The following is a 21,180-nucleotide window of genomic DNA, read 5'->3' as shown; positions in this document are numbered from 1 at the left end:
ATAAAAGATTCTTTAATACAAAATAAAAATCCCCATGAACATAGTGTTTACGGGGATTTTTGTTGGCCTCTATTTTCGGCTGAAATACATTACTAGGATTCTCTTCGGAGTACTTCCAGAGGAGAACTACTTAACACAGTTCTAATATTGCTTAGGCCAATTGCCAATACCAGTACCGTAATTGCTGGTAAAAACACCACAAATGGTATCAATGAGGGTACAAAAGGCTCCTTAAAGACAAATACGGCTAGGCAAAGGCTACTTATCAAGGCAAGTACAATTCCCACCAAACTACCTAATAAACCTAGGAATACATATTCCAGGGCGCTTATCTTTAAAATCTGGTTGTTCTTGGCGCCCAAAGTACGAAGCAATACACTTTCCTTTATACGTTGATATTTACTAGTTCTAACCGAGCCGATAAGGACGATTAAACCTGTAAAAATACTAAAGAAGGCCATAAAGTTTATAACCCAGGATACTTGGTCCAGTATGTTCTCAATTAGCGTAGAAACTTGGCGTAAATCGATAAGGGTCAGATTCGGAAATTGAGCGACCAAATCCCGCTGCAGGATTGCTGAACCTTTTTCGTCCGGGATATTACTGGTAAAAACATTAAACTGTGGCGCCTGCTCCAGAACCCCTTTAGGAAAAACCACAGAAAAATTAAGCTGCATCTGCGCCCAATCTACTTCACGTATGCTACCAACGGTGGTTTCCATTAAAACACCTTGTACATTAAAAACAACGGGGTCTCCAATACTTAGTTTTGCGTCTCTGGCAAGATTATCGGAAATGGATATGAATACGGGCTCACCCTGTTTTACCTCAGGCGTCCAGGTGCCTTCTAGTAATTCCTCGGAAGGCGCAAGTGAGTCACGGTAGGTAGTCCTGAATTCGTGGTTCAATATCCAACGGCGAATTTGGTGTGTAGTATCTTTTCTGAGCTCGTTTACAGATGTGCCGTTAATGTTATGCATGCGCATAGTAACCAAAGGAATGTCTTTGAGAACGGGAAAACCTTTGTCTTTAATACTCCTTGCTACGGAATCGCGTTGCTTTGGCTGTATATCCAAGATAATAATGTTCGCATTTTTGGAGGTTTGGCCAATTTCTGCCTTTGCCAGCAAAATATCCTTTGTAAAATACAAAGTGCTGATTAAAAAGGTTCCTAGGCCAATGGCAACTACCAATACAACCGTTTGGTTGTTCGGCCTAAAAAGGTTGAGTAAACTTTGGCGAGCCGTAAAGCTCCAATGCTTGGGAAAAAAGCGTTTTACCATCTTGGTAAAAATTAGGGCTACAACTGCCAAGACGGCAAATGTAACCACGGTACCGCCCACAAAGCCCAAGGCGAATTTCGCATCCTTTATCAACCAAAAAGAAAATAAGAACAAGAATACCAAGATTGTCCCGAACACCAGCATCCGTATGGATTGCGGTTCCTGCGATGAATTTTCATCTACACGCAGTACATCTAATGGTGATACGTACCAAGTTCTCAATAAAGGCAAAAGCGCAAATAAAACGGACATAAATAGCCCGAGCAACACACCAATAATCAGCGGTTGTGCGGTAATGGTAATTTCAAGGTCAAAAGGTAAAAATTCCTTAAGCAGGTATGGAAATAGCTCTTGAACACCAATACCTATCAAGGAGCCGATAAGACCTCCAACAATACCTATTCCGCCTATCTGAATTAAGAAAATCAGAAAACTTTGAAGTCTTGAAGCCCCCATGCATTTTAAAACGGCGATGGCCTTTAATTTCTCTTTGATATAGATGTGAACGGAACTGGCAATACCAATACACCCTAAAAGCAAGGCAATAAAGGCTGCTAGGTTCAAGAATTTGCCCACGTTGTCATAACGCCGGCCTAAACGGTTGGTAGTACTGGTATGCGTGTCCAGGTCCGCATTTTCTAGCTCCAGTACAGGTTCCAGTTGGTCTTGAAGTCGCTTTAAATTGACCGTATCTTGTACCTTATAATAATATTGATATTCCTTTCGGCTTCCAAATTGCAACAGATTGGTCGCTTTAATATAGCGATAGGGGATAATCACCGGTGGTGCCACAGAACTTGAAATGGCCGTGCTTCCGGGAATAGCTTTTAATGCCCCTGCAATAGGAATGGTCAGTTCGCCAATTTTTATGGAATCCCCGGGGTGTACATCAAACTGAAGCATTAATGTAGCATCTACTAATGCGCCGCCCGACTTTTGGTAAGTTTCTGCAGCCGTTATTGGTTCGGTATCAATGTCTCCGTAAAAGGGAAAATTACCGTCCAAGCCCTGTACCTTTACCAATTTGGTGCCACCATTTTTCGGAAAAACCACCATGGATACAAAGTTGACCTCATAAGCATCGGGCCGTAACGAATCTATAATGGCCTGAGCCCGTTTCGTAGGAATTTGTTTTGAGTCTATTTTAAAATCGGCACCCATCAGCGCTTTTGATTGGCGCTGTATATTATCCTTTAAATTGGTGCTGAACAATTGTATGGAAACGACCGCTGCAATGCCCAGAATAATCGAAGCCATAAATAATAGCAGACGCACTTTGCTGGCTTTGGCATCGCGCCACGCCATTTTAAAAAGCCAAGGTGTGCGTAAACTTTCGTTAGATTTAGAATTCATCAAATTAAAGCAGTAGGTTGATTGGTTACTATTTTTCCACCTTTAAGTCGCAATATTTGTTGCGTACGGTTGGCTAATTCTAAATCGTGGGTAATGATGACCAAAGTGGTTCCGTTTTCCTTGTTCAGGTCCAACAACAACTGAATGACCTTCTCACCGGTTTCCGTATCTAGATTTCCCGTAGGCTCATCAGCAAATAAGATGGTAGGCGAATTGGCAAAAGCTCTTGCCAATGCTACCCGTTGCTGCTCACCCCCGGATAATTGGGAAGGGTAATGGTGTAAGCGGTCTTTTAAGCCCACTTTTTCCAATAAGTTTTTGCTCTTTTCTGTTGCGTCCTTGGCACCTTGAAGTTCTAGGGGCACGCTCACATTTTCCAGAGCCGTAAGAGTAGGCAACAACTGAAAATTCTGAAATATAAAACCAACTTCCTTATTACGTAACTGGGCGCGCTCGTCTTCATTTAAGGTATTTAAATCCTGTCCGCATAACGCTACTGAACCTGCATTTGGCGCATCTAAACCCGCACATAAACCCAGTAAGGTTGTTTTGCCACTTCCCGAGGGTCCTACGATTGAAAAAGTCTGTCCTTTCTCAACATCAAAAGTAATGTCGTGCAAAACTGTTAATTGCTTGTTACCGCTGGTATAGGTTCGCTCCAAACCGGTAATCTTTAATATCTTTGACATGATCTTAATTTAAATACCATTTATGTTCAAGCCGCATAATAAAGATTTCCGTTCTAAATTGCCAATGTCATTGGAGCGGAAACTCATAAAGTTTAGTTATTTTTTTATAGCTCTGTTTCTACTTTCTTGTGGTGATGCAAAAAAGGAAAAGACGGCTGAGGTAGGGAATACCTCGGAAAAAGTAGAAGAAACCATAACGGCAGATACCGAAACAAAGCGCATTCTGTTTTTTGGTGATAGTATAACAGCGGGTTATGGGCTTGATGATAGCAATGATGCCTATCCTGGAGTGGTGCAGCAAAAGATTGATTCCTTGAACTTGGATTATACCGTAATCAATTCAGGGGTGAGTGGAGAAACTACCGCTGGAGGCAGAAGCCGAATTGATTGGGTCATAAAGCAGGATATAGATATTTTTGTTTTGGAACTGGGAGCCAATGACGGCCTACGCGGAGTAGACTTATCCGAAACACGAGCCAACCTACAAGGCATAATAGATGTAGTGCGAGAGAAAAGTCCGGATACCAAAATCATTTTGGCCGGTATGCAGTTGCCCCCAAATATGGGAGATAAATACACCACGGAATTCAGGCAGCTTTTTATAGATATAGCTGATGAAAATGATATAGGTTTTATTCCCTTTATTTTGAAAGATGTAGGTGGTGTTGCTGCGTTAAATCAGCCCGATGGAATCCATCCTACCATTGAAGGTCATAGAATTGTGGCCAACACGGTATGGGAGACTTTGCAACCTTTGCTTAAAAGTTAGATGTTGCACCTGAGATATAATTAAAAAACCACCCTTTTAGGTGGTTTTTTAATTTTGTGGAGCCGGAGGGATTCGAACCCTCGTCCAAACAAGCAATAATAGAGCTTTCTACATGTTTAGTTCCCGATTAATTTTCGATGCATACCTGACCGGAAACGGCCTAATATACACTTAGCTTCTTAAAGTTTTGGTGCCGTTACCAAAGCAATAACGACCTTATGTTGACTTTTCTGGTGCCTCTAAATGAACCGCCGCCAACAAGGGCTGTTCAGAGACATCTCGCTTTCCAACCTTGTTGGAACGAGGCAAATCTTACTATAATTCAGATTATGCGGCAAGAGCGTAATTGTTTTCGCCAATTAAAAGTGTGAAGTATGATATTAATGAGCTGTACCCCAGCGCTCAACATGCTTACAATACCATTGGTCTCGCTGTCAAAACCAGTCGGCCCCGTAATAAGATGGCAAATTTTCATTTGTCCAAAACTCATTTTATTTTCAAAGAACTGCCTCAATTAATTAAGAAAGGCGTAATCGTTATTTGTGCGTTCGAGCGGGCTATCCGCTTTTACTCCTAGGCCCAATTTGCAAAAAAAACAAATTTGTCCTGCGGGGTAACCGCTACTATCCCTAACGCAAAATTTTTTGTAGCAAAAACTACCACGGTCGGCAAAGATACCCCAAAAAGTATTCCAAAAAAAGTTTTGATAGGCTGCAATCATAAGTTACATTTGAAACCATAGTCTATCCATAAGTTATAAAAGTCCATTATCATGAAGTTTGGAATCATTCGGGAGCGTAAAAATCCACCAGATCGCCGTGTAGTATTATCGCCGGAGGCCTGCCAAAAAGTCTTGGCCAATCAGCCAAAAGCGGAAATTATTGTAGAACCGTCGCCAATCAGGGTTTTTTCGGATGCGGAATATAAAGCAAAAGGCATTACGGTAGCTGCAAAAATGGAAGAGTGCGATGTACTTTTAGGGGTAAAGGAAGTACCTATTAAAAACCTGGTTCCCAACAAAAAATATTTTTTCTTCTCGCACACCATAAAAAAACAACCTTATAACCGAGACCTTTTACGTGCGGTTCTCAAAAATAATATTGAGTTGTACGATCATGAGGTAATTACCAATCAAAAAGAACAACGTTTGGTGGCCTTTGGTCGTTATGCCGGTATTGTTGGGGCGTATAACGGACTACGTACATACGGACTCAAATACAATTTATACCAATTGCCAAAAGCAGAGGATTTGGCAAATCAGCAAGAGTTGATTGCGGAGCTTCATAAAATTAGCCTTCCTAACATAAAAATTATTCTAACCGGTAGGGGCAGGGTAGGTAATGGCGCGCGCGAAATGTTAGATGCCATGAATATTAAAAAAGTTAATGTCACGGAATATCTAGAAGAAACGTTCAATGAGCCCGTTTACTGCCAAATAGATGCATCGGATTATAATAAAAGAAAAGACGGTGTAAGAGGCAATAAAGCCGACTTTTTTGCCAACCCAGAAGAGTACAGGAGCAATTTTTTCCGTTTTACCCAAGTGTCGGACTTTTTTATTGCCGGACATTTTTACGGACAGGGAGCCCCGTACCTTTTTACTCGGGAAGATGCTAAAAAAGAAGATTTTAAAATAAAGGTGGTGGCAGATGTAAGTTGCGATATAGATGGTCCTGTGGCAACCACCATACGCCCTTCTACAATTGCGGAACCTATTTACGGGTATGACCCTAAAACAGAATCTGAAACCGATTTTAAAAATGATACGGCCATAGCCGTTATGGCGGTAGATAATTTACCTTGCGAAATTCCTCAAGATGCTAGCGAAGGGTTTGGACAGGCATTTGTTAAGAATGTTATCCCTGCTTTTTTTAATGGAGATAAGGATGGAGTGTTAGAACGGGCAAGAATGACCAAAAATGGTAAGCTTACACCACGTTACCAGTATTTATCGGACTATGTGGAGTCATAATGTAGGGTAAATAAATAGTTTTTTTATTGTTAAGGTATTGTTAATAATTGTTATATTGTGATGCTCTTAAAACAAGAACCTATGACATTCAATTGGATTGCTGGTCGTGAAATAGATGAGAAATTACATCGTCTATGTATAGAACTTGAATACGAGTTTCGACCAAAAATCATTAAGTTTTTGATTGCACATTTTGATATGGAATGCTGTTCGGATTTTTCATGTTTTCATTTTAATGTTGATCTTGTTTCTAAGAAAGTAACCTTGTCAGATGACACTCCGCTTCTGTATCTACAGCAGATTAAACCGGATTTTAATAAGAAAATGGAGATGGCATTGGCCAGCCACTAGTTTACGGATATTTTCCAATCAATAATGGGCTGTTGTCTAGGTGCGGTAAAACAGCCTAGCGCTTTTAATTTTAGTAGTATTTCAGTTTTGGTTTCCAACGTCTTGACCAGTAATTGTTTTGTTTCTCCAGCGGGTATTTCAAATACGGGAGAACTGTCATAGAAAGTATATTCCATTTCATTTTCAAACAACAGATCGCTGCTGGTTATGTTTTTTAACTGTATTTCCAGTATTTGGGATTTTGGTCTGTATTTGGCCTTTACCACCTCTAAACTATTTTGCAATAGAGGTTTTAAGAATTCGGCCTTGCCTACCATTAAATCATTGTAAACGGCCACGGTCCTGCCTGCAAAAAGGGCTTCTTGCAAGCTTTGCATATTTTTCTCCTTGGCGAACACCAAGGTAATGGGGCGGTGATTTCCTTTTTCGGTATAATCCCAGTCAATAAGTCCGTGAATATCACTTGTACCCATTATCGTCAAATTATTTTCTAACGCCAAGGTTAGTGCCTCTTCAGAATAATCAACAGAATTTATGACCTCAATGCCGTGCAACTCTCCTTTTTTAATGCGTTTTTTCTGAAAATCTGTTAGAATGGGAGTGCCTTTAGGGCTTTGAGCGTACCAGGCCGGGTGATTCCAGAAGACAAAGGCGTTCTGTTTTTTGGCTTCCGAGAACGCTTTTTCGGCTTTATCAACATTCAATAAATTAGCATCTTGAATAAAAATCGCGTTATTATGGCCCACAGGCGCCGAACGTGTAATTTCCGAACCGTGAACAATTAGAAGATTGTGTTCCTTGGCTTCGGCCAGGGCAAGGTCATAGGAACGGTTGCGGTTAGGATGTGGAATATCCGCTTCATGAGGCTGGTACTCTAGATGCTCGGTAAGTGAAATGGCATCAAGATTTTCCCGTAGTGCTTCTTGCACACGAATGGTGGGCCAAACATTCCCGTCCGAAAAAACGGTGTGCTGGTGTAAATCCGTCTTTAAGGTTTTGTACCCGTCAATATCAGGGTAGGTCATAGGTTGCGCTCCAACATGTGAGTGTGTTTGTGAAAAGGTGTGCTGTAGAGTAAGGAATACGACTAAAAAGGCTAAATTTTTCATGAGGTTGGTTTATGTTGCTAAAATATACAACAACAATTTCAACCTTTATAAAACCGTATTAAGTAAAGTTAAATTTTTGAACTATTTAAGGATGTTGTACCGTGTCCTCGTAAGAACGGTTTAAGTGCCCAAAAAGACACCCAAATAAAACTTCCGAAACCAAAAATCCACAACCATGCGTCAACTAATAACAAGGAGTCAAAAAGACTTTGAGCTAAAGTCAAAGGTTTCGTTACAATATCCCACGAATTAAAACGTAAGAAACGACCAAGAAAAACACCATAACCGCTCAATAAACTTACAAATAGCATAATGGCATTGGCCAAGACAGGATGGTTTCGTTTTCTAAGGTAGCTAAAGACATCCATCATAGAGAGAACACCTAAAATTAATCCGTTCAAAGAAAAAACGAAGAATAATAGAAGATCCAGCCAAAAAGTGGGTCTTGAGCCATCTAAATGAACAAAATCTGTAATAATATACGGACTGTTGGGTAAAAAAAGTATCCACAACATTAGGATTACAATACGTAATGCCCGCGATTTTCCAACCTGAACATTGAATAAAAATTGCTTGGAAAGAAAGAGCGGGATAAGCGCCAAAAACAGATTCCACAGTAAAAAAGTAAAATCTATGGATTGTGTTAAATATACCCGTAACGCCAGAAGTATGGTGCCCAATGCAGTGAGCAACAGTAATCTCTTATGAAATAAATTGTTTTTTAAAGCGCTGATAATCATGAAAAAACTGAAGATTTAGTCTATAAAGTAGAACGGGAGGTGGTTATATTTGTTGTTGTTGAACTTAACTTTTGCCAATGAACCCAGCAGAACATTATATTCTTGATAAGCCTGAGCCTTTTAGAAGTATCTTATTGCATTTGCAATCGGTTATAGAACGAGCGGTTCCCGATGTTGATTTAAAGTTCAAATATAGAATTCCATTTTATTATATCAATGGGAAACCTTTTTGTTATTTAAATCAGAGCAAAAGTTATGTTGATCTAGGTTTTTGGAAAGCGGCCCACCTGACCGTACACCAAGAGCATATGGTTGCCCAAGGACGCAAGGTTATGAAATCTTTGCGCTATACTTCCTTGGAAGATATAAACGATAGAGTCCTTAAAGACGTGCTGAAAGAGGCATATGCTGTGCGGGATGCGAAGTTTTATAAGTAAACCAAGAAAACATCAGATATTATATTTTTTTTAATACTATAAGCGAATTGTTCTGTATATCCGTTACATGCTTAAAGACGGCCTTTAGATTTTCATAATCATCTGCGCCTATATGTGGGGAGTTGATAGAAAGCTCAAATAGAATAGTTATATGATTACTGTTACTTTGTGTTTGAAAATTCATTCTGACCAAGTTTTCTCCCATTTGTACGGTTTTGGAATTTGGAAGTTCATGAACTAGGTAACCTTCAGGAATGGTAATGGCCATTAGATAATTGAATTTACGGGCGTAACCAAAATCTACAGGGTAAGCCCTTTTCTCAAGCAAAAATGGGTTTTTTGGGAAAAAGCGTACTAAAAAGGGATTGAAATAGACCATTTCTCCATTCAAGGCATTGGGTATTTCAAAACCTAGGCGTTCCGATGTTTTTTTATCACTTTGTTTTTCCTCTTTCTGCTCATAGGAGGTAATTCTAAAATCTCCTTCAAAGCTTTCTTCTATGCTGTCTAAATACTCATCATTGGTTTGAGTGTCAATATTCTTGCGAGTGCTAATGGCATTGTAGCCTGTATTGGTTATGTCTAATAGACCCATTGCTTTTTTGTCTTCCGTATCAAAATCTAATTGAACACGTATTTTATGTTGGTTGTCACTTTCGGCCTCTATGGTGTGCCAGTAACTATCATTCTTAAAATCCATTACCCTGCCATAATAATTCAAGGCTCTATAAGGTAACATTGCAAATTCTAAGTACTTATCGGTAGCGTCTAGCAAGTATGTTTTACCATCAATATCCAATTTGGCAATGCAGTAGTTGAAATCGCTCATTACCGGATGGGATTTTTTGGGCAGACCGCTTTTACGGGTAGACATCAACATTAGGTTAGTTTTAATATTAGCCGCATTTAAAAGGTTTATTAAAGACATGTTTATTTCGGAAACACTCCCACGACCCTCATCAAAAGCTTCTTTGACGCGGGCTTTTCCGTAAATTCCATATTCTTCGTTCCAGCTAAAATGGTTCTGGACAAATGCATAAATGTTTTTAGCACGTTGTAGTTTATCCGGTTCGCTCAATAGGGTTTCCGGTACATGGTTTTCAAAGAATCCTTTTTTGGTAAGTTGTCTTCCTATGTTCTTATCGGTGCGGAACTCTTGGTCAACATCTTTCCAGCTTTTGGTATAACGGTCAACTACGCCATCTATTCTTCTGTGTTCGGAAAGTTCAAAATCAATACGTGAAATATAATTGGAAGGTGCAAGCATAAATTCTTCGGCTACTTCAAATGCCGGAATATCCTTCATTGCATAGGTCAATACTTCACAATCGGCACTTTGGGAATACCCTTCAATGTGAAAACAATTCTTTTTAATATCCGATTCGTTTATGTCTAATTCCAAACTTCCTATCATAGCCCTGTTATAGAGGTAGTTTCCCGGAATTTTAGCTTTAAACTCACTAAATATTTTAGGAATATCAGATTGAAACTTCCATCCTTTAAAATTGTAAATAAACGGAGATATCAATTTGTATTTGTATTCAAGAATACTTCCTTTCTTTAGATTGGGAAAAGTAAAGGTCTTTTCCGTGGCAAATTCATGCCGGTCTTTTGTAAATATATCTTTAGAAAGTACTTGGGTTTGGTTGGCTCCGTTATGTGTAATAGCTTTTAACTCCTCTAGTTTTTCCGAAGACTTTTTATTTCTCCTCAAAGGAATTGAAATAGTGGCTTGGTCATAGCCTTTTTCATTAAAAATTTTAATTTTTACATGGTACTCCTTTACAATTTGAATTCGATCATTAATAACCTCAAAGTAATTGTTGCCACTTTCGTAAAGCACAACCGCATTAGCTGTGGAATCATTGGGGTAGACCGTCATTTTAAATTCGTCCGGTTTTATTGACCCGAATGTCTCATCGTGTTGAGCTCGTAAATTACTGGTCAAAGCGAAAAAAAGAACATAAAAAGTGTATCGAATACGCATATTGATGGTTTAATCAACTCGATAACCCCTTTAAGAAGTAATTATTGTGAGGTTTTGTCGCTGAACAGATTTTTTTCGATAATCTATCAACTACATGACATGTTCTTATGAAATGACTATTACAAATCGTTAATAGTTTTTCTAATAGCTGTCAAATCAGTCAACAATTTTTTCATTAACCCTAAATCTAGCATGTTGGCACCATCACTTTTTGCATTGGCACAATCAAAATGTGTTTCTATAAAAAGCCCGTCTACGCCAGCGGCAATTCCTGCTCTTGCCATAGTGCCTATTAATGAAGGTCTGCCACCTGTTACTCCTGAAGATTGATTTGGTTGTTGTAACGAATGGGTTACATCCAACACAACAGGAGCAAATTGTTTCATGGTAGGTACGCCTCTAAAATCAACTATCATATCTTGATAGCCAAACATGGTGCCACGATCGGTAATAATTGCTTGTTGGTTACCCGTTTCGGTAACTTTATTAACCGCATGTTTCATGCTTTCCGGACTCATGAATTGTCCTTTTTTGATGTTCACGGTTTTCCCTGTATTTGCAGCAGCAACTACTAAATCCGTTTGTCGTGCTAAAAAAGCCGGAATTTGTAATACATCTACATATTCCGCAGCCATAACGGCATCTTGTTCCGTGTGAATATCGGTTACCGTAGGTACTTTAAAAGTTTCAGAAACTTTCCTTAATATCCTTAGCGCTTTTTCATCACCAATACCTGTAAAAGAGTCAAGCCTGCTTCTATTTGCTTTTTTGAAACTACCTTTAAATACATATGGTATTTTTAAATCACTGGTAATTGTAACAACATGTTCTGCAATGCGCAGCGCCATATCTTCACCTTCTATGGCACAAGGGCCAGCAAGTAGAAAAAAGTTATTGCTATCGGTATGTTTTATTTGAGGAATTAAGGATAAGTCCATTCGTCGAAAATTTTTGAGCAAAGATACTATTTTATGAGGCTAACTGTTGTCTTTACATAAGATTGTATAAAAACCAGATTTACATGTACTCTAAACAATGCCTGCCCTTGTTTTTACTATTGTTACTAGTTTGCCAAGTAAATGCGCAATTTGGTAAAAATTGTGAGTTGAGACAAATGAAAGTCAATCTCTTAAACCCTGGTTTTGAGTATGAAATGGCACTTGGTACGAACACTACTTTTGATGTTAAGGCAGGAATGCAAGTGTGTTTAGATCCGTTACGGTCTAATATTTACGAAGAACTAGGTTTTTTTCCTGCTGTTGCTGGTCAGTATCGGTATTACTACAACTTTGAAAAAAGGCAACAAAATAGAAGACAGATTTATGGTAATTCCGCAAATTATGTAGCACCTGCTGTAGCGGTTTTTTTTCCTGGTTCTAGAACAATTAATGAAGAAGAAGTAAAAGGGGCTTTTGGTTATGCGGGTTTGGTAACAGGATTGCAGCGCAGTTATGATTCCGGTTTTAATTTTTCCGTAGATGTTGGTGCAGCCTACTATTCAGGGCAGTTTAAAGGTGGGGTTTATCCTGTAGCCAATTTAAGTATTGGCTGGATTATTAGTGAAAAACGATGGTGTGTAGGGCGTTAATGTGTTTTTTAATCGAAAATCAATCGAGTTATTTTTTCTTACAATTTGTTTGGGAAAAATGAATTTTAGGCTTGATATTTGATGATTGTTTAGACTCAATTAATAGCTGAACCATTATATGAAAAATACCAATATCTTACTCGTTTTTTTTGTTTTTACAATTTTTGCAAATGCACAGAACCAAAAAAATGTAGAGGAACATCAAGTTCAGTTAGGATTGCCCATGCCCGCTATTCTTTATGAGAAAGGATTGGGCAGGAATACAACAGCTACAGTGGAGTTTGTTTCTGGCTTTGGTTTAAGAGGTTGTACCGGTTGCGAGACCGAATTTGGTATTTATCCCATTCTAAGAGGGCAGTTGCGTTACTATTACAATATGGACAGGCGGCTGGATAAAGGGAAAAATATTTCCGGTAATTCAGGAAACTATATTGCCATATTAATGGCGTATCAAGACCAAAAACCTTTTATTGGCGATTTAACCTTGTCCGAAAGTATTCTTGCCGTTGGCCCGGTTTATGGAATTCAACGTACCTATAGACGAGGGTTTTTCTATCGTTTGGAAGGTGGTTTGGGGTATTCTGAAACTCAGAATGAAAATGGTTTGGCCTTGTTATTGGCTGCACGTATAGGCTGGGCATTCGGAAAACGTCGTTAAGCCTCTGACACATATTTTTCCGCACTGTTTACGGGAGAAAATAAGCTTAGTTCAAAGTTGTCTACTACAATTGTAGCGAACTCTCTAAAAATCAACAACATAAAAATAACATAAGTTTGTGTTACTGCTAGAAAAATAGCAGTATCTTTGCACGCTTAAAATAGCGGCGGATTGCTATTAAATAATTACATATGTCAACAACAACTAAGAACATCGCGATCATTGCGCACGTAGACCACGGTAAAACAACCTTGGTAGATAAAATTATGTATCACTGTCAATTGTTTCGTGAGAACCAGAACACAGGAGATTTAATTTTGGATAATAACGATTTGGAACGGGAGAGAGGTATTACCATTACTTCAAAGAACGTATCCGTTGTTTATAAAGGTACCAAGATAAATATCATTGATACTCCTGGTCACGCCGATTTTGGTGGTGAAGTAGAGCGTGTATTGAACATGGCCGATGGGGTTTTGTTGTTAGTAGATGCTTTTGAAGGTCCTATGCCTCAGACGCGTTTTGTACTTCAAAAAGCAATTGATTTAGGTTTGAAACCTTGTGTGGTTATCAATAAAGTAGATAAAGAAAACTGTACTCCTGAAGAAGTTCATGAGAAGGTTTTTGATTTGATGTTCGAGTTGGGTGCTGAAGAGTGGCAGTTAGACTTCCCTACCGTTTACGGTTCGGCAAAGAACAACTGGATGAGCGATGATTGGCAGAACGAAACAGAGAACATTGAGCCTCTTTTGGATATGGTTATTGAGCATATTCCAACTTTTGAGCCAAAAGAGGGTAATACACAAATGTTGATCACTTCTTTGGATTTCTCTTCTTTTACAGGTCGTATTGCAATTGGTAGACTGCAAAGAGGAACATTAAAAGAAGGACAACAAATTTCTTTGGTAAAAAGAGACGGTTCTATAGTAAAATCAAAAATCAAGGAACTTTTTACTTTTGAAGGTCTGGGAAGGCTAAAAGTACAGGAAGTAGCTACTGGAGATATTTGTGCTATTACCGGAATTGAAGGTTTTGAAATTGGAGATACTATTGCCGATATAGAAAATCCGGAAGGTCTTAAGACTATTGCAATAGATGAACCAACTATGAGTATGTTGTTCACTATTAATGATAGTCCATTTTTTGGAAAAGACGGTAAGTTCGTTACCTCTAGACATATTAATGAGAGATTACAGAAAGAACTTGAAAAGAACTTGGCGTTACGTGTAAGCGAAACGGATAGTGCGGATAAGTTTTTGGTCTTTGGACGTGGTGTTTTGCACCTTTCCGTATTGATCGAGACTATGCGTCGTGAGGGGTATGAACTTCAAATTGGTCAACCTCAGGTTATTATTAAGGAGATAGACGGGGTTAAATGTGAGCCGGTTGAATCTCTAACTATAGATTTACCGGAAGCAGTTTCTGGAAAAGCTGTAGAAATGGTTTCTATGCGTAAAGGTGAAATGACCAGTATGGAAGCCAAAGGCGAACGTATGGTCTGTGAGTTCTTGATTCCATCAAGAGGTATCATCGGTCTTCGTAACCAATTGTTGACGGCTACTGCAGGTGAGGCTATTATGGCGCACCGTTTCTTGGAATACCAACCTATGAAAGGAGATATTCCACAGCGTCAGAACGGTTCTTTGGTTTCTATGGAAACCGGAAAAGCCATTCCTTATTCTATAGATAAATTACAGGATAGAGGTAAGTTCTTTGTAGATCCAGGTGAAGATATTTATGAAGGTCAGGTAATTGGTGAAAACTCTCGTGGTGATGACATGACCGTGAACATCACTAAAACCAAAAAACTTTCTAACGTCCGTTCTTCAGGAGCGGATGATAAGGCTAAAATTGTTCCTGCAATTAAATTCTCGTTAGAGGAAGCATTGGAATATATTCAGAAAGATGAGTATGTGGAGGTTACTCCAAACCATCTTAGACTTAGAAAGATATATCTAAAAGAAGTTGACCGAAAAAGGTATAAAATAGCATAATTTAAAAGCCCTGAATTTCTCTTCAGGGCTTTTTTTTGCCTTCTATTGAAAGGTATACTAAACGGATTCGACTACACAGTTTAACCTAAAAACAAGACTATGAAAATTAACGTACAAATAGCTGGTTTATTATTGATAGGCACCTTGCTATCCTCGTGCAACGAGCAGCCTAAAAGCAAAAAATCAGAAACTACAGCTGTTGTTCAAGAACAAGCTCAGGATTACGTGATACCTGAGTCTTGGGTAAATAACCGCGTAGAAAAAGCTAAAGATAAACTAGAACAATCAGAAGCGGGTAAGATTGTGTGGGCGGCTATGGAGGCCCATGGCGGTCTTAAAAATTGGTATGGGAACGGAGCGTTGTCTTTTCGTTTTAATTATCAGCCGTTGGACGGTAGTACGCAACGTGATAGCTATCAAGTGGTAGATGTTTGGCGTAATAAAGCGGTGCATACCAGTGCTACGGATAGTACGGCAAGGTTTGGTTGGGATGGAAAAACGGCTTGGGTACAGGCCAAGGATTCTACAGCATTCGCGTATGATACCAAGTTTTGGGCCTTGACGCCATTATATTTAATGGGGCACCCTTTTATTTTGGATGGAGAAGGTGTAAACTTGGAATTATTACCTGAAGCAACTTATAAGGGTAAGGCCAATGATGTGGTAAAAGTAACTTTTGCCGCAGGTACCGGAGATGCTCCAGATGATTACTATATTCTACAGTTTGATAAGGAAAGCCATTTGTTGACGGCTACGCGTTACATAGTTTCTTATCCGGAATATTTTAAGGATGGAGGTCATAATCCTGAAAAATTCATGGAAGTTGGTGAGTTACTGGATGTAAGCGGTGTATTATTGCCTAAAGAACTGAAAACCCACTGGACTACCAAAGACGGTAAACAGGGAGAGTATATTACTCAAATAGATATTTCGGATATCCACTTTGTAAAGGATATTGACAAAGATTTCTTTGCAGTTCCGGATAATGCGGAAATTAAATAGAAAAAAGGCCTTAATCTAGTTAAGGCCTTTTTTTTGTTCTATAGTTTTTTAATGGTATGATATGTTGTGGAAGGCTGCTGCAGCAGCACCTACAATACCTGCGTGGTTCTGAAGACCTGCCGGTATAACAGGAGTTTCTATGGTAATGTAGTCTTTAAATTGATCAAAGTCTTTTGAGGCACCACCACCTATAAGTATAGTATCCGGTGAAACGATAAGTTCAACTAATTTTAAAAATTTATTGAAACGTTTGCCCCATTTCTTATAGGATAACCCTTCTCTGTCTTTAGCGGAACCCGCCGCCCAGAGCTCAATTTTTTTGTATTCTTTATAAGGAATTTGACCTAGCTCAAAATTAGGGATCAATTTACCATCTAGAAAAGCACCACTTCCAAGACCGGTGCCAATTGTAATCATTACCACAAGGCCCTCCATGTCTTTACCCGTGCCATAATTCATAGAAGCATAGCCGGCAATATCGGCATCGTTTACCACGGTAACGTCAAGACCCGTTTTTTTGCCAAAAAGCTCTTCTACATTGGTGTTCTGCCAGCTTTTATGAAGGTTTCCAGGGGATTTACAGACGCCTCTTTTAATAACCGTTGGAAATCCAACACCAACTTTTCCCTTATAATCAAAATGCTCAACGATTTGGGCAATTACATTGGCCATATCCTTGGGTTTGCGAGATGCGGGCGTAGGTATACGATGACGTTCCGAAACCAATTTTCCGGTTTCAATATTTACAAGGGCACCTTTCATGCCAGAACCTCCTACATCTATACCTAAAACTTCCATTATTCCTTTTTAAAATTTGTTGGGGCAAAGTAACAAAAACTTTTCAGAGTAATCCAATGTTATGGACTTGCGAACATTTTATTCGGTTACTGTGAAAATGCCTGTATCGCCTTTTTCTAAAAGTGGCATTAACTCTTTTATTGTCTCAGGGTTTTCTTTTGCTATGTTTTTATTCTCCATTGCATTGCCTTTATGATGGTCATAAAGTTCAATTACGGGTTGGCCTTTTCTAAAGTATTTGGTTAATCTATAATTTTTGGTTCGCATTGAAATTCCGTTTCTAAAATAGCTATATGCAACTTCCTCAGTATCCGGAATGTTGTATTTTATATGTTTTTCAAAGCTTTCTCCATCGGTAGGTTTTATTTGGTCTATACCGCACATATCCAGTAGGGTGGGGTAGATATCCACACTTTCCACAATAGCCCGTACTTTTTTTGCTTTGTGTTGCGGATAGGGTGAATTGATAATTAGCGCGCTTTTTAAGGCATTTTCAAAAAGGGTGTGTTTTCCCCAAACGCGTTGGTCTCCCAAATGCCAGCCATGGTCTCCCCAAATGACAACGATGGTGTTTTTATCCAATTCCAAATCTTTTAATTCTTGATATAGTTTGCCAATTTGCGCGTCTATGTAGCTGATTGAAGCCAAATAGCCATGCCTTAATTTTCTGGCATAAGCATCCGATACTTGGTTGTCAAGACCAGCCTTTTCTTCCCCTAAAGCGTATTGGTTGAACTCGCCGCTGGTATGTAGGCTCTTTAAACTTATGTTTTCGGGGATATTTGGATTTGGTGAAACCGGTATTTTCTCCTCGTCATACAGGTCCCAGTATTTCTTAGGGGCATTAAAGGGAAGGTGGGGTTTAAAGAAACCAACACCCATAAAAAACGGTTCTCCATTTTTCTTCAGCTCCTTTAATTTTGAAATAGCAAGATTGGTCGTTAGACCATCAGGATAACCTTGGTCATCGGTTTCTCCTGCTTCGTACGGCTTTACTTGTTTTTTAAGGCTTTGTCTGTTTTCTCCATTAGCGTATGCAAAAAAGGCGTTCCAACCGGTTTTCCATTTGCCCGGGTCAAAAAGCATTTCGTTCCAGCTATAAGGAAGCTCCTTTTTTGTAGAGGGTTGTTCTTCGTAGCCATATACAAATCCATCCGCCGAATGGCTTATTTTTCCAATACCTACTGTGTGATATCCGTCTTGTTTAAAACGATGGATGAATGTTTCCGGCACGGATTTTTCAGGCTGATTGGAGATTTCTTCAATTATGGCATTATTGGATATATGAATAGGTTTTGAAGGGCGCATACCTGTAAGGATAGCATGCCTTGAGGCACCACACGTGGGCACTTGAACATAATGATTGGTGAACAGCGCTCCGCTTTTTGCCAAGGCATCCATATGGGGTGATTTTACATAGTGTTTTCCATAGGCACCTAGCTCCGTACGGAGGTCGTCTACACAAATGAACAGGACATTGGGTTTTTCTTTGTTTTGGGCCAATAGCTGGTTATTATTGCTAAGGCCTACTATGAGTAATAGCGCGGCAAAATGTTTGAGCATCTTAGTTGGGTTTGGTAAGTAAAAACTAAAGATACAGATTTTATGCAAGCTCACCGTTTTGGTGCAAAACATCAAAAATAAGTTGGTCTACCTCACTTAAATTCTCTTTGTCTTCATAAGATAACCAGGCTATTTCATGAATTTGGGAGTCGGGTTGTAGTGTGCCGCTGTGTTTGGCGGTATAGCAGGTCATGCGGGATAGAATTCCCGGTTTTTTGCCATGTGCCTGCGCTTCAAAAATACCCACGAACTCCATAGTTGGGATATCAATAGCTATATTAAAGTTTTTCTTGGTGCTTTGGGCGAGGGTGTGTGCATCGGTTTCGCCCTTGATGCGAATTCCTCTGGGGATAAAATAGAAGTCTTTATTCGTCTTTTTTAAGCATAGTATCTGTTCGTTCTTAATAAGTATCCATGCCAAATGATCTATAATATCCTCGGAAGGCTCTACATAATAATCAATGGAATTTAGGGAGTGGTCAGGGTCTATAATATCTAAGATTTTATCCATTAATCTTCCTGCGGCCGTGAGGGTTCCCAACTTTTTGTTTCGGCCTAAAGCACTTGAAATAGTCTCATCCCTATTTCCGAATTTATAACCGTTTCTAGTCGTCCACAAGATGTTCATTAAATGCTGCATCATTACATTGCCTAACTGGTCTACAGAAATGGCAATTTTTAATAGATACTCCCCAATGCCTTTTACACCTCTGGTAAACAGACTATGGAAAATACCGTATACAAAGCCAAGGGGACCTGTAATGAGTAAAAGAACAATAGAAATCAGAAAGAGGAGTGCACCAATAAAAGGATTTACGGGTTTGTCCGGTCTGTAGGTTCGTTTTTTTAAAATCATGATGTAGGCTTGAGGCTGCCGTAACAGCAAATCTTTTATAGGATTTTAAAGATAGCCGTTTCAATTTGTAGAACCATTGTTTTTGGTGGGTAATCAGTAAGTAAGTTTCAATTTTAGTGGCAAGTGGTCCGAGTATCCTTTGGGACTTGAAGATTTGTATTTAAAAGACCTGGGCCTTCCGCTGGAGGTGGCCAACACAGGGTCGTCAACAATGTCAAAAGTTTCTATTTGGGCTTCTACGCCGTTACCGGAAAGGAATCCGCGGGTAACCACAAGTTGGTCTAGCATTTGGTAGCGGTTGGCAAAAACGGTGCCGTCATACAATCCGCTTAAGAAGTAAGTACCAGTATTACCGGTGGCGGATTTGTTCATGATAGAAGTACTTAAATTATAGAGGAAAATTTCTCGCGCACGGTATTTTGAAGTGTGAACGAATTTGTCAAAATCATTGGTGCCTCCCATTACCTTGTCCAAGTCTCTGGACGCTTTTAAATGTTGAACGATACTGCGGTCAAAAGGCTCATCATTAAAATCACCCACTACCAAAACTTTACTTTCCCATTTAGCTTGGATGGCTGCAAGGTCATTATTGGCCTGTAGCTCTTCATAGGTAGTAGATTCTACTTTGGTATGCGCATCCACTAGAAATGAAATATGTTCGGCAACGGCAATGCGTAAAGGTTCCGAATGGTATTGACCTCTGCTACGCGAAGGCCAATGCGATGCAATTACTACAAATTCTTCTCCAGTATCATTGATTCTAAAAGTCACTTCAAAAATATCTCTGGTACGGTATCTTAGGTGAACCAAGTGAGATGCCCTTGAAACCACGGTAAGCTTACTGGGATTGTAGGCCATGGCTACGTCAATTCCCCTCAAATCGCTTGTGCCGGAAGCATCAAAAACCACACTAAGGTGGTTCATGCCCGCCTCGTCCAATAAATCTTGTAAGAGGGTGTCTTTTTCTATTTCACAAACGGTCAACAGATCAATTTGCTCGTTGGGCCAAATGAGATTTAGGCCTTCCGCCAGATTTTCTTTTTTCTTGTTGAAAACACTTTCTGTCCAACCCGCCGCAGGTGTAAAACTGAAGTCGTTGGAAATTGGGTCATCATCCGTATCAAAAAAATTTTGGAGATTCCACCAAGCAAAGTTAATGTGGGACATAACGTTTTGTGTTTAAAAATTACATTACCTAACAAGGTTGTGCCCAGCATTTTAAAAAATACTTAAAGCTTATACCTGTCTAAAGTTATGAAAATTACCGGCCTTCTATGTTATGCTTTTGTAGGGATACGGTTATTTTATGTGTAAGTGGGGCAATACACTACACGGCTCGCTGTACGACCTCAAAAATTTTGTTTCCGTCGCACTTCAATGTTTTTGAAGGGTATTTTAAAATTAAGGCGTAATCATGTGTTGCCATTAAAATAGACCGGCCGGATTTATGGATTTCCTGTAAGACCTTCATTACCTCCACACTGGTTTGCGGATCTAGGTTTCCAGTAGGTTCATCGGCTAGAATAAGCTCAGGGTCGTTTAAAAGGGCCCGCGCAATGGCTACACGTTGTTGTTCCCCTCCGGAAAGCTGATGCGGGAATTTGAACCCCTTGGTCTTCATACCCACTTTGTTCAGGACCTCTTCTATTTTCTGGTTCATTTTGTGGGTGTCCTTCCAGCCCGTTGCCTTGAGTACAAAATAGAGGTTTTTATTAATATTACGATCGGGCAACAATTTAAAATCTTGAAAAACAATACCAATTTTACGTCGTAAAAACGGAATGTCCTTTTCCCGTAATTTAGTGAGGTCAAAATCTACAATACGCCCGCTACCTTGCTTTAGGGGAAGGTCTCCATAGAGCGTTTTCATAAAGCTACTTTTGCCACTTCCAGTTTTACCGATCAAATAAACGAATTCGCCTTTAAGTACATCAAGTGTTACCTCGTTTAAAACAAGACTATCCTTTTGGAAAATTGCTGCATCCTTTAGCTCTAAAATCGTTTCAGACATGTTTAGCGGTAGTGGGTTTA

19 protein-coding genes and 1 other RNA gene are annotated in these 21,180 nt (G+C 39.4%); 8 read left to right on the top strand and 12 right to left on the bottom strand.

The genetic code is table 11. The annotated features are described in order from the left end of the window. Nucleotides 1-92 precede the first annotated feature (92 nt). Nucleotides 93-2,588 (bottom strand): ABC transporter permease, encoded by a 2,496-nt coding sequence (locus KO513_RS06780; RefSeq protein WP_215913982.1) that lies wholly within the window; start codon nucleotides 2,586-2,588, stop codon nucleotides 93-95. A gap of 47 nt (nucleotides 2,589-2,635) precedes the next feature. After that, a complete protein-coding gene (locus KO513_RS06775) occupies nucleotides 2,636-3,325 on the bottom strand; it encodes an ABC transporter ATP-binding protein (RefSeq protein WP_215912796.1) in 690 nt (229 codons plus the stop codon). Between the two features lie 22 nt (nucleotides 3,326-3,347). Here KO513_RS06775 and KO513_RS06770 point away from each other — a divergent pair, with 22 nt between their 5' ends. Next, nucleotides 3,348-4,094 carry an arylesterase gene (locus KO513_RS06770; protein WP_215912795.1) on the top strand — a complete coding sequence of 249 codons (747 nt, stop codon included), beginning with the start codon at nucleotides 3,348-3,350 and terminating at the stop codon, nucleotides 4,092-4,094. 54 nt (nucleotides 4,095-4,148) lie between these two features. Here the strand turns inward: KO513_RS06770 and ssrA are convergent. Next, nucleotides 4,149-4,546, bottom strand: a transfer-messenger RNA (tmRNA) gene (gene ssrA, locus KO513_RS06765). Nucleotides 4,547-4,866: 320 nt separating this feature from the next. Here ssrA and KO513_RS06760 point away from each other — a divergent pair. Beyond that, the gene (locus tag KO513_RS06760; RefSeq protein WP_215912794.1) at nucleotides 4,867-6,066 is read left to right on the top strand and encodes an NAD(P)-dependent oxidoreductase; all 1,200 of its coding nucleotides are present in this window, start codon (nucleotides 4,867-4,869) and stop codon (nucleotides 6,064-6,066) included. Between the two features lie 81 nt (nucleotides 6,067-6,147). After that, a complete protein-coding gene (locus KO513_RS06755; protein WP_215912793.1) occupies nucleotides 6,148-6,417 on the top strand; it encodes a hypothetical protein in 270 nt (89 codons plus the stop codon). Here KO513_RS06755 and KO513_RS06750 read toward each other — a convergent pair. Both KO513_RS06750 and KO513_RS06745 read right to left on the bottom strand, forming a co-directional pair. Then, on the bottom strand, nucleotides 6,414-7,526 hold the full coding sequence (locus KO513_RS06750) for an Sb-PDE family phosphodiesterase (protein WP_215912792.1): 1,113 nt from the start codon (nucleotides 7,524-7,526) through the stop codon (nucleotides 6,414-6,416). The two genes, KO513_RS06755 and KO513_RS06750, sit on opposite strands and share 4 nt — an antisense overlap. 68 nt (nucleotides 7,527-7,594) lie before the next feature. Continuing rightward, nucleotides 7,595-8,266, bottom strand: coding sequence for a DUF1361 domain-containing protein (locus tag KO513_RS06745; protein ID WP_215912791.1), 672 nt, complete (start codon nucleotides 8,264-8,266; stop codon nucleotides 7,595-7,597). A 77-nt stretch (nucleotides 8,267-8,343) separates the two neighbouring features. Here KO513_RS06745 and KO513_RS06740 point away from each other — a divergent pair, with 77 nt between their 5' ends. Beyond that, on the top strand, nucleotides 8,344-8,703 hold the full coding sequence (locus KO513_RS06740; protein ID WP_215912790.1) for a DUF1801 domain-containing protein: 360 nt from the start codon (nucleotides 8,344-8,346) through the stop codon (nucleotides 8,701-8,703). A gap of 19 nt (nucleotides 8,704-8,722) precedes the next feature. Here the strand turns inward: KO513_RS06740 and KO513_RS06735 are convergent, their stop codons facing one another. Together KO513_RS06735 and kdsA are read right to left on the bottom strand one after the other, a co-directional pair. Continuing rightward, complete coding sequence (locus tag KO513_RS06735) at nucleotides 8,723-10,690, bottom strand: DUF3857 domain-containing protein (protein WP_215912789.1); 1,968 nt, start codon at nucleotides 10,688-10,690, stop codon at nucleotides 8,723-8,725. Between the two features lie 119 nt (nucleotides 10,691-10,809). Continuing rightward, nucleotides 10,810-11,628 carry a 3-deoxy-8-phosphooctulonate synthase gene (gene kdsA, locus KO513_RS06730; protein ID WP_215912788.1) on the bottom strand — a complete coding sequence of 273 codons (819 nt, stop codon included), beginning with the start codon at nucleotides 11,626-11,628 and terminating at the stop codon, nucleotides 10,810-10,812. A 176-nt stretch (nucleotides 11,629-11,804) separates the two neighbouring features. Between kdsA and KO513_RS06725 the strand changes: the two genes are divergently transcribed. From KO513_RS06725 to KO513_RS06710, 4 genes are all read left to right on the top strand, one after another. Then, nucleotides 11,805-12,278 carry a hypothetical protein gene (locus KO513_RS06725; protein WP_215912787.1) on the top strand — a complete coding sequence of 158 codons (474 nt, stop codon included), beginning with the start codon at nucleotides 11,805-11,807 and terminating at the stop codon, nucleotides 12,276-12,278. Between the two features lie 118 nt (nucleotides 12,279-12,396). Further along, complete coding sequence (locus KO513_RS06720; RefSeq protein WP_215438256.1) at nucleotides 12,397-12,936, top strand: hypothetical protein; 540 nt, start codon at nucleotides 12,397-12,399, stop codon at nucleotides 12,934-12,936. A 191-nt stretch (nucleotides 12,937-13,127) separates the two neighbouring features. Beyond that, nucleotides 13,128-14,930, top strand: coding sequence for a translational GTPase TypA (typA, locus tag KO513_RS06715; RefSeq protein ID WP_215438255.1), 1,803 nt, complete (start codon nucleotides 13,128-13,130; stop codon nucleotides 14,928-14,930). 99 nt (nucleotides 14,931-15,029) lie between these two features. After that, nucleotides 15,030-15,932: a hypothetical protein gene (locus KO513_RS06710; protein ID WP_215912786.1), complete on the top strand. Its 903-nt coding sequence runs from the start codon at nucleotides 15,030-15,032 to the stop codon at nucleotides 15,930-15,932. A gap of 48 nt (nucleotides 15,933-15,980) precedes the next feature. On the opposite strand, the gene ppgK is transcribed toward KO513_RS06710, so the two are convergent. From ppgK to KO513_RS06685, 5 genes are all read right to left on the bottom strand, one after another. Then, entirely contained in the window at nucleotides 15,981-16,730 is a 750-nt protein-coding gene (gene ppgK / locus KO513_RS06705; RefSeq protein ID WP_215438253.1) for a polyphosphate--glucose phosphotransferase, read from the bottom strand. Between the two features lie 78 nt (nucleotides 16,731-16,808). Beyond that, on the bottom strand, nucleotides 16,809-18,293 hold the full coding sequence (locus KO513_RS06700) for a sulfatase (RefSeq protein ID WP_215912785.1): 1,485 nt from the start codon (nucleotides 18,291-18,293) through the stop codon (nucleotides 16,809-16,811). A 40-nt stretch (nucleotides 18,294-18,333) separates the two neighbouring features. After that, nucleotides 18,334-19,149, bottom strand: a complete 816-nt coding sequence (locus tag KO513_RS06695; RefSeq protein WP_215912784.1) for an NUDIX hydrolase — start codon at nucleotides 19,147-19,149, stop codon at nucleotides 18,334-18,336. Between the two features lie 93 nt (nucleotides 19,150-19,242). Beyond that, nucleotides 19,243-20,316, bottom strand: a complete 1,074-nt coding sequence (locus KO513_RS06690) for an endonuclease/exonuclease/phosphatase family protein (protein ID WP_215912783.1) — start codon at nucleotides 20,314-20,316, stop codon at nucleotides 19,243-19,245. 160 nt (nucleotides 20,317-20,476) lie between these two features. Then, entirely contained in the window at nucleotides 20,477-21,160 is a 684-nt protein-coding gene (locus KO513_RS06685) for a cell division ATP-binding protein FtsE (protein ID WP_215438249.1), read from the bottom strand. Between the last annotated feature and the right edge of the window lie 20 nt (nucleotides 21,161-21,180).

It is taken from the genome of Zobellia sp. B3R18 (assembly GCF_018860715.1).
Taxonomy (GTDB): Bacteria; Bacteroidota; Bacteroidia; order Flavobacteriales; family Flavobacteriaceae; genus Zobellia; species Zobellia russellii.
The sequence above is the reverse complement of the archived record's forward strand: the minus strand, read 5'-3'. Positions and strand labels throughout refer to the sequence as shown.

Excerpts from the sequence above, each read along its gene's own strand:
- KO513_RS06780 (WP_215913982.1), bottom strand. The coding sequence starts at position 2,588 with ATGGCGTGGCGCGATGCCAAAGCCAGCAAAGTGCGTCTGCTATTATTT.
- KO513_RS06775 (WP_215912796.1), bottom strand. The coding sequence starts at position 3,325 with ATGTCAAAGATATTAAAGATTACCGGTTTGGAGCGAACCTATACCAGC.
- KO513_RS06770 (WP_215912795.1), top strand. The coding sequence starts at position 3,348 with ATGTTCAAGCCGCATAATAAAGATTTCCGTTCTAAATTGCCAATGTCA.
- KO513_RS06760 (WP_215912794.1), top strand. The coding sequence starts at position 4,867 with ATGAAGTTTGGAATCATTCGGGAGCGTAAAAATCCACCAGATCGCCGT.
- KO513_RS06755 (WP_215912793.1), top strand. The coding sequence starts at position 6,148 with ATGACATTCAATTGGATTGCTGGTCGTGAAATAGATGAGAAATTACAT.
- KO513_RS06750 (WP_215912792.1), bottom strand. The coding sequence starts at position 7,526 with ATGAAAAATTTAGCCTTTTTAGTCGTATTCCTTACTCTACAGCACACC.
- KO513_RS06745 (WP_215912791.1), bottom strand. The coding sequence starts at position 8,266 with ATGATTATCAGCGCTTTAAAAAACAATTTATTTCATAAGAGATTACTG.
- KO513_RS06740 (WP_215912790.1), top strand. The coding sequence starts at position 8,344 with ATGAACCCAGCAGAACATTATATTCTTGATAAGCCTGAGCCTTTTAGA.
- KO513_RS06735 (WP_215912789.1), bottom strand. The coding sequence starts at position 10,690 with ATGCGTATTCGATACACTTTTTATGTTCTTTTTTTCGCTTTGACCAGT.
- kdsA (WP_215912788.1), bottom strand. The coding sequence starts at position 11,628 with ATGGACTTATCCTTAATTCCTCAAATAAAACATACCGATAGCAATAAC.
- KO513_RS06725 (WP_215912787.1), top strand. The coding sequence starts at position 11,805 with ATGAAAGTCAATCTCTTAAACCCTGGTTTTGAGTATGAAATGGCACTT.
- KO513_RS06720 (WP_215438256.1), top strand. The coding sequence starts at position 12,397 with ATGAAAAATACCAATATCTTACTCGTTTTTTTTGTTTTTACAATTTTT.
- typA (WP_215438255.1), top strand. The coding sequence starts at position 13,128 with ATGTCAACAACAACTAAGAACATCGCGATCATTGCGCACGTAGACCAC.
- KO513_RS06710 (WP_215912786.1), top strand. The coding sequence starts at position 15,030 with ATGAAAATTAACGTACAAATAGCTGGTTTATTATTGATAGGCACCTTG.
- ppgK (WP_215438253.1), bottom strand. The coding sequence starts at position 16,730 with ATGGAAGTTTTAGGTATAGATGTAGGAGGTTCTGGCATGAAAGGTGCC.
- KO513_RS06700 (WP_215912785.1), bottom strand. The coding sequence starts at position 18,293 with ATGCTCAAACATTTTGCCGCGCTATTACTCATAGTAGGCCTTAGCAAT.
- KO513_RS06695 (WP_215912784.1), bottom strand. The coding sequence starts at position 19,149 with ATGATTTTAAAAAAACGAACCTACAGACCGGACAAACCCGTAAATCCT.
- KO513_RS06690 (WP_215912783.1), bottom strand. The coding sequence starts at position 20,316 with ATGTCCCACATTAACTTTGCTTGGTGGAATCTCCAAAATTTTTTTGAT.
- KO513_RS06685 (WP_215438249.1), bottom strand. The coding sequence starts at position 21,160 with ATGTCTGAAACGATTTTAGAGCTAAAGGATGCAGCAATTTTCCAAAAG.